Annotated in this window: 9 protein-coding genes; 8 read left to right on the plus strand and 1 reads right to left on the minus strand. The window is 50.8% G+C overall.

The window, feature by feature from the left end; genetic code table 11:
* Nucleotides 1–114: 114 nt before the first annotated feature.
* Both ACR9Y8_RS08155 and ACR9Y8_RS08160 read left to right on the plus strand, forming a co-directional pair.
* Complete coding sequence (locus tag ACR9Y8_RS08155; RefSeq protein ID WP_481212752.1) at nt 115–642, plus strand: gluconate 2-dehydrogenase subunit 3 family protein; 528 nt, start codon at nt 115–117, stop codon at nt 640–642.
* A gap of 11 nt (nt 643–653) precedes the next feature.
* Nucleotides 654–2363, plus strand: coding sequence for a GMC oxidoreductase (locus ACR9Y8_RS08160; RefSeq protein ID WP_481212753.1), 1710 nt, complete (start codon nt 654–656; stop codon nt 2361–2363).
* A gap of 128 nt (nt 2364–2491) precedes the next feature.
* Here the strand turns inward: ACR9Y8_RS08160 and ACR9Y8_RS08165 are convergent, their stop codons facing one another.
* Nucleotides 2492–4525, minus strand: coding sequence for a beta-L-arabinofuranosidase domain-containing protein (locus ACR9Y8_RS08165; protein ID WP_481212754.1), 2034 nt, complete (start codon nt 4523–4525; stop codon nt 2492–2494).
* Nucleotides 4526–4693: 168 nt separating this feature from the next.
* Here ACR9Y8_RS08165 and ACR9Y8_RS08170 point away from each other — a divergent pair, with 168 nt between their 5' ends.
* The 6 genes from ACR9Y8_RS08170 to ACR9Y8_RS08195 all read left to right on the plus strand — a co-directional run bounded on the left by ACR9Y8_RS08170 (nt 4694) and on the right by ACR9Y8_RS08195 (nt 12446).
* Nucleotides 4694–5143 (plus strand): response regulator, encoded by a 450-nt coding sequence (locus ACR9Y8_RS08170; protein ID WP_481212755.1) that lies wholly within the window; start codon nt 4694–4696, stop codon nt 5141–5143.
* Nucleotides 5127–6323, plus strand: a complete 1197-nt coding sequence (locus tag ACR9Y8_RS08175) for a sensor histidine kinase (protein ID WP_481212756.1) — start codon at nt 5127–5129, stop codon at nt 6321–6323. Before ACR9Y8_RS08170 ends, ACR9Y8_RS08175 begins: the two co-directional genes overlap by 17 nt.
* Nucleotides 6324–6340: 17 nt before the next feature.
* The gene (locus ACR9Y8_RS08180; protein WP_481212757.1) at nt 6341–9943 is read left to right on the plus strand and encodes a response regulator; all 3603 of its coding nucleotides are present in this window, start codon (nt 6341–6343) and stop codon (nt 9941–9943) included.
* A 5-nt stretch (nt 9944–9948) separates the two neighbouring features.
* Nucleotides 9949–10764, plus strand: a complete 816-nt coding sequence (locus ACR9Y8_RS08185) for a CheR family methyltransferase (RefSeq protein WP_481212758.1) — start codon at nt 9949–9951, stop codon at nt 10762–10764.
* The gene (locus ACR9Y8_RS08190; RefSeq protein WP_481212759.1) at nt 10746–11354 is read left to right on the plus strand and encodes a chemotaxis protein CheB; all 609 of its coding nucleotides are present in this window, start codon (nt 10746–10748) and stop codon (nt 11352–11354) included. Before ACR9Y8_RS08185 ends, ACR9Y8_RS08190 begins: the two co-directional genes overlap by 19 nt.
* Before the next feature lie 129 nt (nt 11355–11483).
* Nucleotides 11484–12446: an MBL fold metallo-hydrolase gene (locus ACR9Y8_RS08195; RefSeq protein WP_481212760.1), complete on the plus strand. Its 963-nt coding sequence runs from the start codon at nt 11484–11486 to the stop codon at nt 12444–12446.
* The last annotated feature ends 88 nt before the right edge of the window (nt 12447–12534 follow it).

Here is a 12534-nt window from a genome sequence, read left to right on the forward strand (position 1 = left end):
TTTCAGACATAAGCTTGTATTTTTTTATCCCGATCTTGGTATTTTGAAGGCTTACCGCTATTTTGTCAGAACTTGTAAATGCCCGTAAACCGCGTCAAATTAATTTTATTATAAATGCATATAAACAGAAGAACAGCGATCAGGCAGCTTTTTATCATCTCCGCCGGGGCAGCCATCCTGCCAGCCTGCGTAAATGACAAAAAGCCCAAAGCCTCCGCTTTCAGTCAGCTCCCTATCACCACGAAGGACGAGGACATGCTGGAAGCGCTGGCTTCCACCATCATCCCTACTACCGACACGCCAGGGGCTAAGGAAGTAGCCGCCCACCGCTTTGCCCTGCGGATGGTGAATGATCTCGGCAAAAAAGAACAAAGGGAACAATTTGTGAGGGGGCTCAAACAGTTCCAGGACAAAGTGCAAAAGCAGTACGGCAAAGCCTATGAAAAATGCACGGCGCAGGAACAGGAGAAGATCGTGGCTGCAGCAGTGGCCGCGAAAGATGCCGGCGATGATGCCGCTTTTTTCTTTGACACCTTCAAACATCTTACCATACAGGCTTTCACCAGCTCCGAATATTACCTTACCAAAGTAGAAGTATATAAACTGGTTCCCGGTAAATACACCAGCAGCGTTAAAGTTTGACAAGACACAGTATGAGCAACATCAACGATTCTATCAAGCAGCGTACATTCGACGCCATTGTGATAGGTTCCGGCATCAGCGGCGGCTGGGCAGCCAAGGAACTTACAGAGAAGGGATTAAAGACATTGGTGCTGGAACGTGGCAGAAATGTACGGCACCTGAAAGACTATCCCACTACCAATATGATGCCGTGGGAATTCCCGCACCGCGGCGATGTGCCGCTGGAGATCACCCAGGAAAACCCGGTGGTAAGCCGCTGTTACGCTTTCAAGGAAGATGCCATGCACTTCTTTGTAAAGGACAAGGAACATCCCTATGTACAGGACAAGCCTTTTGACTGGATCCGCGGTTACCAGGTAGGCGGCAAATCGCTGCTCTGGGCCAGACAAACACAGCGCTGGAGCGATTTTGATTTTGAAGGCCCTGCCCGCGACGGCTTTGCGGTAGACTGGCCGATCCGCTATGCAGACCTGGCGCCCTGGTATAGCTATGTGGAGAAATTTGCCGGCATCTCAGGAGACAAGGACGGCCTGCCTCAACTACCGGATGGAGAATTCTTACCGGCGGTAGGCCTGAACGATGTAGAAAAATATTTCAAAGCGAGTGTTGCTAAAAACTATAAAGACAGGCATGTGATCTACGGACGCTGCGCCCATCTTACGGAGCCTCAGCAGATCCATATTGACCAGGGCCGCGTACAGTGCCAGAACCGTACGCTGTGCCAGCGTGGCTGTCCCTTTGGCGGTTATTTCAGCAGCAACTCTTCTACCCTGCCCTGGGCGGAGAAAACAGGCAACCTGACCCTGCGGCCAGACAGTGTGGTGCAGGAGATCATCTTTGATGACAAGAAAAATAAAGCCACCGGTGTACGGGTGATAGATGCTCACAGCAAAGAAGTGGTGGAGTATTATGCCACTATCATCTTTGTTAACGCCGGCGCGCTGAATACCAACCTGCTGCTGCTGAACTCAAAATCGCAGCGCTTCCCGAACGGATTAGGCAACGACAGCGGTGTGCTGGGTAAATATGTGGCCTTCCACAATTACCGGGCGCATATCAATGCTGTATGCAATGATTTCAAAGATGTGCGGGATGAAGGCAGGCGGCCCACCAGCGCCTACCTTCCGCGTTTCCGCAACGTACATAAACAGGAAACGGATTTCCTGCGCGGGTATGCCGCCGGCTTTGGCGCCTACAGGGGCAGCTACCACGATACCAGCGGTTTTGGACTGAGCCTGAAAGAGCAGCTGTCTAAAAAACAAATGGGGCCCTGGTATGTAGGATCGCATATGATGGGAGAAACCATTCCGAAGGAATCTAACGGCGTTTCCCTGGATGCTGCACAGAAAGATGAATGGGGCATGCCTTTGCTGAAGATCAACATTGGCTATGATGATAATGATGAGAAGATGGTGAAGGATTACCAGGAGCAGCTGACAGAGATGTTCACAAAAGCCGGTTTCACGGATATTAAAGTGGACGACAGCAAACAGGCGCCGGGCCTGGATATACATGAAATGGGCGGTGCGCGTATGGGACGTGATCCGAAGACTTCTTTGCTGAATAAATGGAACCAGCTGCATGCGTGCAGCAATGTGTTTGTAACGGATGGGGCTTGTATGACGTCGACGTCTACACAGAACCCGTCGTTGACGTATATGGCGCTGACGGCGAGGGCCGTGGATTATGCGGTGGCGCAATTGAAGAAGAAGGAGATATAATAAAGTTTGAAGTTTGAGGTTTGAGGTTCGTTAGAGGTTAAAGGTCGGCAGCAAGTATTACGCCTGCAGCACGTTACTGAACTTCCAACATTTAACGAACTTCAAACCTCAAACTTCAGACCTCAAACCTATTTCACTACCGGAAACGCCACTATCCTCACCTTTGTGCACCCGTAAGGGATTAACGTGATCTTCTCTTCCTCCTCATTCACTTTACCACGATAAATACCTGTACGATCTGTTACCGGTTGCGGGGCGATACCATCTGTTATTTTCCAGGCGGGAATCTTTTTGCCGCTGGCGATGATGGCCAGGGGTGCATGGGCCTGGTTCCATACAAAGGTGTCTGAAACGGGCTGTAATGTTTTTAACTGCAGATGGGCAGCCGGGTCTTTAACGATGCTTTCCAGCAGGCCATAGTTCCAGTCTTGCTTTGTGTATACGGAAAAATAATCTCCTTCTTTTTCATCGTGGCCTTTTTCCCATTGTTCTTCCAGCCTGAGGGCGTATACCAGCGGGCCTCTTTCTACCGCGCGGGAGTTGCGGCCCCAGTTGGAGGTGGTCATTTGCATGGGCAGCTGTAAGGTGAGACGATCGTTGTTCTTCCAGCTTCTGTTGATGGTGATCACCTGTCCGCCTTTTTCGCGGCGCAGCTCCATGCCGTTCAGGGAGATCAGCGCTTCATTGCACCATGCCGGGATGCGTAATTGCAGGGGAAAGGCAGTTTCTTTTTCTAGCGAAAGGTCGAAGCGGACCGTTTCTTCAAAGGGATAGGCCGTTAGTTCGCGGATGGTAATGGGAACGGCGTTCTTCCCAACTTTGGCGCTGATGGTGTTCGGGCTGTATTCCAGTGCAGCCAGGCCTTTATCGCGGGTAGCGTACCAGAGGTGGCTGGTGAATTTGGTCCAGCCCTGGTGCATGTTGGCCAGGCAGCAGGTATAGCCGCTGCGCATACCGAATACGTTATTCATTTCCCTTTCAAAGGGCAGGGAAAAGTTGAATACGCCCCTTGTTACCTGTACCTGGTTGGCCACCTGGAAGTATTGTTTGGCGTTATAATCGTCTGTAGTTTGGGTAGGCAATGCGTTGAAGGTCATTCTTTCCAGGGCGTCCATATAGCGCTGGTCGCCGGTGATGGCGATGATCTCTTCCAGGGAGTACATGGCTTCCACAATGGCGCAGAGCTCTGTGCCCTGTACCGGATCATTACCGTGCAGGTCTTCATCGGCAGAAAAAATACCCATGGGCAGTCCGTGCAGGGTCATGAGGTCATGAAAGCCAGTGGCCAGGCCTTTGAGGTAGGCGCTGTCTTTTGTACGCTGGAAATTCACTGCAGGCGATTTCAGGGCCATGGCCACATTTACGCCGTGGCGCTGCATCCAGTGTTCGTCGTTCTGGTAAGTGGCAGCATTGATCACCCAGTCGCGGTTGGCCAGCCAGCGGCTCCAGGGGAACGACTGTGATTCCAGGCGCGCAGCCAGCTCCAGCAGGAAGGGCGCTTTGGTGATGCTGTACAGCCATTGTGCCATCATCACGTTGTCGGCGCCGCGGGAGGTGGCCCAATCCGTCCATTTGCCCACGGGGCAGGTTTTGATCGCCTCCAGCTGATAACGGAAATATTTCGTCATGAAAGGGATGACCCTTTCATCAGCAGTAGCGCTATAGTATTGCTGCAACACTTTCAGCATGACCATTTTAGGCCACCAGTCGTCGCCGGCGGCACAGTTAGCAGGCGTGACGGCTACCTGTTTTTCTCTTTCCTCTTTAGAAATGGGACCGAAATAGCCGGAAGGGCGCTGGTTGTCGAGCACCCAGTTTACGTATTTCGCTACTTTTTCCTGCAGTGTTTTATCATCCAGGAGATAAGCCAGGGGCAGCGCGCCATCCAGCCAGTAAGGCGTTTCTTCCCAGCCGTCTCCTTTGCCGCCCAGCCAGCCGTTATCATTTTTTACCTTGCCGTATACTTCATCGAGGTGGCCGCTGGTGCCATTGCGCATGATGCTAAGCTGGTTACGCAGCCAGCCCTGCGGCCTGATAGCGCCCAAAGGTAAGGGCTGATACACAGGTTGTACATATACCGGTGTACCGGCAGGTTTCGTTTGCGCGTATGCTAAGGTGGTACAGAGCGTGAGCAGCAGTATGCTCCTGAAGGTTTTAGTCATTATCCGTTTTACTACATTTATTTTTAAAGTTTTTAAGATAGAAAAAACTTCGGGGAATTTATAGCACAGGCCTGAAACTACTGTCCAGCCTGGCTAAATTCTGTGAGATAGTACGAAAATTATTAGCATCTTTGGGATATTAAAATCTAACCTGAACGGACCTATTAAATGGAGCGCGTAGCACCTGTATTTTTGTTGGTAGATGACGACCTGGACGATACATTTCTGTTTGAAGAGATGTTGCAGCAAGTAAGCCCGCGGATAATTTTTCAAAACGCCATTAACGGAAAAGACGCGCTGGACAGGCTACGGGCAGCCGATGCAAAGTTGCCTGATGTTATCTTCCTTGATCTTAACATGCCACGCATGGATGGCAGGCAGTGTTTATCGGAATTAAAGCAAGATCCGGCACTGCAGCATATACCGGTGATCATTTACACGACATCGGCTTATCAGAAAGATATCAGGCAGACGATGGAGAACGGCGCAGCCTGCTTTATCACCAAACCTTCTGATACACGGGAACTGTATAATATTTTGAACACGATCGCCCAGCATATACCTGGCGATCTTAAAGGGGCCTTAGCGCATATTTACTGTTATGATCCTGATAGTTGATGACAAACAAGAGAACCTGTATTCTTTAAAGGCGTTACTCCGCCTGCATCTTTACGAAGCCGATACTGCGAATTCAGGAGAAGCAGCATTAAAAAAGATCCTGAAGAATGAGTATGAACTGATCATCCTGGACGTACAAATGCCGGGAATGGACGGCTATGAGGTGGCGGAAACGCTGACAGGGCACAGTAGGGCGAGGGACATACCCATCCTGTTCCTTTCTGCTGTAAATATTGACAAGGGCTTTATTACCAGGGGTTATGCTTCGGGCGGTGTAGACTATATCACCAAGCCTTTTGATCCCGACATCCTGCTGCTGAAGGTAAAGACCTTTACAAGGTTGTACCGGCAAACCAAAGAGCTGAACGAGATCAGGGAAACCCTGGAGCAGAAAGTGGAGCAAAGAACAGCCGCCCTGCTGGAAGCCAACAAGGCGCTGGAGCTTAGCAACGGAGAGCTGCAGCAGTATGCCTATATCGCATCGCACGACCTGCAGGAGCCTTTACGAAAGATCACTACTTTCAGCCGTATTGTATCAGACCGCTTTTTAACCAATATTCCGCAAGCGGCTGTATATATGAACAAGGTGATGGCCGCCTCTGAAAGGATGCGAAAGCTGATCAATGATGTGCTGGATTACTCCAAGCTTTCAGATAGCCCGAAGTTTACTTCCTGCAGGCTTGACCAGGTATTGCAGGAAGCGCTGGCAGACCTTGAGCTGTTCATCAAAGAAAAGCATGCTGTGATCCATACCGGCCCCCTGCCCACGATTGAAGGCATGCCGGACAGGTTGCGGCAGCTGTTCCAGAATCTCATCAGCAATGCATTAAAATTTGCTAAGAAAGATGTGCCACCGGTAGTGAGCATTCGTGGTGAACTGGTGGCGGAGAAATCATTCAGCGCCGCTGTGCAGGAGGAGGGAGATTACTGCCGCATCTATATTGAGGACAACGGGATCGGGTTCAACGAGATTTACCTGAACAAGATCTTTGGGATGTTCCAGCGCCTCCACGGTAAGGATGAATACGAGGGCAATGGCATCGGCCTGTCTATTGTCAAAAAGATCATCCAGCGGCATAATGGCCTGATCACTGCTGAGAGCAGGGAAGGCGAAGGCACTGTATTTGTTGTGCTGCTGCCCCTGAAACAGCCGGTAATTAATCATAAAACTGCAGAATAGCGGTAAACCAAGTATACATGAACAAAGGATTTAAGAAAAACCTGGTCATCAGCTTCGCGATCTCTCTTTTGCTGCTTCTTGCCAGCTCCATTACATCCTACATCAGCATACGGAACCTGTTATCCAGTCAGCAATCGGTAGACCATACCAATGCGGTGATCCTTAAACTGGAAAATACGCTATCCATTCTGAAGGATGCGGAAACGGGACAACGGGGCTTCCTGTTGAGCGGCAAAACAGAATTCCTGGCGCCTTACAACGGGGCGCTGGAAAAAGCGAACCGCCTGGTTGACGACATCGAATCAATGACAGCAGATAACCCGGCGCAGCAACAGTCCATCATACAGCTGCGTAATATGATCTCCCGGAGATTTACTTTACTGCAAAAACATATTGACAACAAAAAGCTGGGCATTTCACCGGCAGTAGAAGAGTTGGAGGCAGGCAGATTAGAGATGGAGGCGCTCAGGCAAGCCGTTGACCAGATGCAACAACGTGAGCAAGGTTTGTTGATGTCCCGTACGGGGACGGCTAATAAATTTGCGGCCTATACTTCCATATTGATCTTCATCGCCGCCTTACTTTCTATACTGGTAACCGTTGCCTCCTTTATCAGGATCAACAGCGACCTGGCCAAGAGAACCGGGCTGCAGCTGGCGCTGGAGCAAAAGGATGAAGAAACCGGCAAGCGGATCAACATTATAGAAGGACTGGCCAACAAGATCTCTTCCGGCGATTATACGATACGTATAGACGATGCCAAAACAGATGCGCTAGGCTCCTTAGCTGTTTCGCTGAATAAAATGGCGATCTCTTTAGACAGGTCCTTCGGCAGGCTGGAAGAAAGCGAATGGCTGCAGAGCGGTATTGCTGCACTGAATGAAAAAATGATCGGAGAAAAAGGACTGGATATCCTTACCTACAATATACTGGAGTTCATCACGCAATATACCCATGCCCAGGTAGGCGCCTTCTATGTGTTGAAGAGTGATGAGCAGCTCTCGCTTTGCGCTACCGTTGCGATCGACAAAGACAGCATCAAGCAAACGATCCGCATGGGAGAAGGAATTGCCGGACAAAGCGCATTATCCGGCCGGGAAATAATGCTGGAACAGGTAGACAGCAACATGCTGACTGTGAATTACACAGCCGGCAGCATACAACCTGCGGCTATTATCGCCATGCCGGTATTCCACGAAAAAAGAATAAAAGGCGTATTCGAACTGGCTACGCTCCACGCATTTACCCGCCGGGAAATCGAGTTCCTGAAAGCGGCCGCATTCAATGCCGGCGTTGCCATCCAGGGCGCGCAGGATCATCAGCACCTGCAGGAGCTGCTGGCTGAAACACAGGCACAGGCTGAAGAATTACAAACACAGCACAGTGAGCTGGAAAATATCAATACAGAACTGGAAGCGCAGACATTGAAGCTGCAGGCATCTGAAGAAGAGCTGAAGGTGCAACAGGAAGAACTGCAGCAGGCCAACCAGGAACTGGAAGAAAGAAGCCGACTGCTGGAAGAGAGGAATGAGCTTATCCTGGAACGCAATCTTGAGATACAGGCCAAGGCAGAGGAGCTGGCTACCAGCACCCGGTACAAATCAGAGTTCCTGGCAAATATGTCGCACGAGCTGCGTACGCCGCTGAATTCCATCCTGCTCTTATCCCGCCTGATGGCCGAAAACCATGCAGGCAACCTGACGGAGGAACAGATAGAGTATGCCACCGTGATACAAAGCTCGGGCAATGGTTTGCTAACGCTCATAGATGAGATACTCGACCTTTCCAGGATAGAGTCAGGGAAAATGCAGCTGGAATTTAGCCTGGTAGGCGTAGCAGACATCGGCAATGAAATGAAGACCCTGTTCAGTCCATTGGCGAAAGACAAGGGCATTGCCTTTGATGTGGAAGCGGATAAGGTGGCCGGGAAGATGATAGAAACCGACCGCCAGCGGCTGCAGCAGATACTGCGCAACCTGATCTCAAATGCGCTGAAATTCACTGCCAGGGGCAGCGTTACCCTGCGTATCAGCCAGCAGGCTGACACGATCGTATTTGCGGTAAAGGATACGGGTATCGGCATCGCGAAGGACAAACAGGAAACTATATTCGAGGCTTTCCAGCAGGCAGATGGCTCTACCCGCCGCAAATACGGCGGCACAGGCCTGGGCCTTTCCATCAGCCGCGAACTGGCCAAGCTCCTGGGAGGTACTATCAGCCTGCAAAGTGAAGAAGGAAAGGGAAGCGAATTTGAACTGACACTGCCCATGCAGCGGGGCGCCGCCATACATGTTGAGCATGCAGCTCAGGCGTCAGGCCATTCAACAGTGCGGCATGATAAGGCGGAAGCGCTGCCCGTAACGGAGCCGTCCAACAACCAGGTGTACCTGTCAGCACACATCCCAATGGCGATACCGGATGACCGCAACCATATTAATGCGGGGGACAAAGTGCTGCTGATCATTGAAGACGATACTGCATTTGCACGCTCGCTGCTGGATTACAGCCGACAACATGGATACAAGGGCGTGGTAACGGTGAGAGGCGATGAAGGCATTACGCTTGCCAAACAGCTATTGCCGACAGGCATCCTGCTGGATGTGCAGCTGCCTGTTAAGAGCGGATGGGAAGTGATGGAAGCGTTAAAGTCTGACCCGGCTACACGGCCTATTCCCATACACATGATGTCTGTATACGAGGTGAAGACCAGGAGCCTTTCCAGGGGCGCGGTAGACTTCATCAATAAACCGGTTGCGCTGGAAAAGCTGGGTGAAGTGTTCAGCAAGATCGAAGAGGCGCTCAGCCGCCATCCCAAGAAGGTACTGATCGTTGAGGAGAACCAGAAACATGCGCAGGCATTGTCTTATTTCCTGGATCGTTTCAGTATTGCTTCTTCTATCAGCAACAGTATTAACGAAGGTATGGATGCACTGAACCGTGCGGAGGTAGATTGCGTAATATTGGATATGGGCGTTCCGGCGCAGCAGTCGTACGACATCCTGGAGAATATCAAGAAAACGCCCGGCTTTGAAAATCTGCCGATCATCATCTTTACAGGCAAGAATCTCTCTCATTCAGAAGAGCTGCGTATCAAGCAGTATGCGGATTCCATCGTGATCAAAACCGCCCACTCCTATCAGCGTATACTGGACGAAGTATCACTTTTCCTGCACCTGGTAGAAGAACATAAAAAAGACGGCAGCACATCGCGGTACAGGAAAATGGGAGAACCGGCTGAAGTGCTGAAGGGAAAAACAGTGCTGGTGGCAGATGATGATGTGCGCAACATATTTTCCCTGACGAAGTCGCTGGAAGCATATGGCATGAAGGTTGTTTCTGCGATAGACGGAAAGGAAGCGCTGCAACAGCTGGAAACTATACCCAGGATAGACCTTGTGCTGATGGACATGATGATGCCTGAAATGGACGGTTACGAATCCACCAGGCGTATACGTGGGATACCGGCGTTCCGCAAGCTGCCGATCATTGCGGTAACCGCCAAAGCGATGACCGGCGACCGTGAGAAGTGCATCAGTGCAGGCGCATCTGATTATATTACCAAGCCAGTAGACGTAGACCAGCTGATCTCCCTGCTGAGAGTATGGCTTTATGATAATTAACGAATATGATGATCAGGGACGAGGAACTGAACCTGCTGATAGAAGAATTGTTCCGCCTTTACGGTTACGATTTCGGCAACTATGCAAGGGCATCCCTCAAAAGGAGGGTGAACCGGCTGATGGTAGTGGACCGCTTCCCCAGTTTTGCAGAGCTATTGCACCGGGTAAAACATGATCCGGATTACCTGACCCGGGTGGTGGAAGAGCTTACCGTGAATGTAACGGAGATGTTCAGGGATCCTTCGGTATTCAAAACCATTCGGGAAAGCGTGCTGCCCATGCTGGCTGCCCGGCCTTTTATCCGCATATGGCATGCAGGATGTGCCAGCGGCGAGGAGGTATATTCGATGGCGATCCTGCTGGAGGAGGCGAACCTGCTGCACAAATCACTACTGTATGCTACTGACCTGAACCCCTCTGTCATCGAAAATATAAAAAGGGGCATATTTCCGATGAGCCAAATGAAATTATATTCAGAAAACTATATACTTTCGGGGGGTAAACGCGATTTTTCGGCGTACTATACCGCAAAATATGACTGGGCTAAATTTGACGAGCGCCTGAAAACGAAAATGATCGTTGCCACCCATAACCTCGTTTCCGACAGATCCTTTAATGAATTTGGCCTTATCTTTTGCCGCAATGTGCTCATTTATTTCGACAAGCATTTACAGGACAGGGTATTAACGCTTTTTGACAATAGCCTGGAGAAACTGGGCTTCCTGGTATTAGGCGCCAGGGAAAATATCCGGTTTTCGAATATTGCGGGCAAGTTCAAACAACTTGACAACAAAGAAAAAATATGGCGGAAAGTAATGTAGGCAGGTATAAACTGGTTGTTATTGGCGGCTCTGCCGGCAGCCTGGATATCATTTTGCGGATAATTGCCGACATTCCAACGCATACACCTGCATCCTTTATCGTTGTGTTGCACAGGAAAAGCGGCCAGCACTCCGTTTTGACGGAGCTGCTTGCAGATAAAACAAAGCTGCCTGTAAAAGATGTGGATGATAAAGAGCCGATCCAGCCTGGCACTATATACGTTGCCCCGTGTGATTACCACCTCCTGCTGGAACATGATCATACCTTTTCGCTGGACGTTTCGGAAAAAGTACATTATAGCCGTCCCAGTATAGACGTCACCTTTGAATCTGCCGCCTCCCTGTATACCGACTCTCTTATCGGCATATTACTGTCGGGCGCCAATGCCGACGGCGCCGAAGGAATGAAGGCCATTTCCCGGCACGGAGGATTTACCATTGTACAGCTGCCCGCAACGGCAGAAATTGGCTATATGCCCCAGCAGGCCCTTAATATCATGGCGCCCCTCCAGGTGCTCGACGGCCGGAAGATCGGCCATTTTTTGCGCGAGCTTTTATCAGCAAGCCCGGACACCGGAGAACACGGTTAACGGGATAGTGTGCATCCGCTCTCTACACGCTGCTGCCATATTTCCCCATTTAGCCGCTGAATAAGCGCTCATCTGCCCGTTATTGTCCTACTGCATGCGTTTTGCTGGATATATGCTAATACGATCAATATGGGAAAGCAAAAGACCAAACCGGTTCAAAAGCGGCTTTACAAAAAATGGTTCAGCGTAGCCCCGGGTGTTTGGGGCATCAAAGACCTCTTCGTCAATGTATACCTGATACACTCCGGAGAGGCCAACCGCTGGGTGCTGGTGGATGCAGGCCTGCCTTCAACGGCCAGGTGCATAAAAAAGGTAGCGGCCCACCTGTTCTGGCCGCAAACTGCTCCTTCTGCCATCATCCTCACGCATGGACATTTTGATCATACGGGATCCCTGAAGAAGCTGGCGGATGAATGGGATGTGCCAGTGTATGCACATTACCTGGAAGCCCCTTATCTTACCGGGCATTCCTCCTATCCGCCTCCTGACCCTACTGCCGGTGGGGGATTGATGACCCTCCTCTCCTGCTTCTTTCCCAGAAAACCGAAGGACCTGAACGGCCGCCTGCTACTGTTGCCGGAAAGTAACGAAGTACCCGGACTGCCTGGCTGGCGGTATATTCATACACCCGGTCATGCCCCGGGCCATATCAGTCTCTTCAGGGAAAGCGACGGTGTGCTGATAGCAGGAGATGCGGTGGTGACCACCCAGCAGGAGTCCCTGTTCTCTGTCATGAGACAATCCAAAAAACTCTGCGGCCCGCCGAAATACTTCACGTATGACTGGAGAGAGGCCGAAAGCTCTGTTAACAAGCTGGCCGACCTGGAGCCCTCCATTATTGCCACGGGCCACGGAAAGCCAATGCAGGGAAATGCCATGAAAGCCGCCCTTCACCGCCTGGCAGCTCATTTTGACATGGAAACCGTTCCTGCTTCAGGAAGGTATGTAGGACAGTCTGCCGTAGCAGGGCCCGCCGGTGTGGAGTATGTACCGGCTCCTCATCCAAAGGAAAAATGGTATAAAGCCGGCGCAGCACTGGCCCTGATCGGCATTGGTGCACTGCTGCTCCATTTCAGCAACAAAAAGGATTAATCCATTATTCATACAACGGAACCCCAGATTTGTACCGGCAGATGAGCTTTTCATCTGCCGGTTGTCGTTCAGGCATTGTTCGCCATCA

The organism is Chitinophaga sp. SVR4-12A (assembly GCF_056754765.1).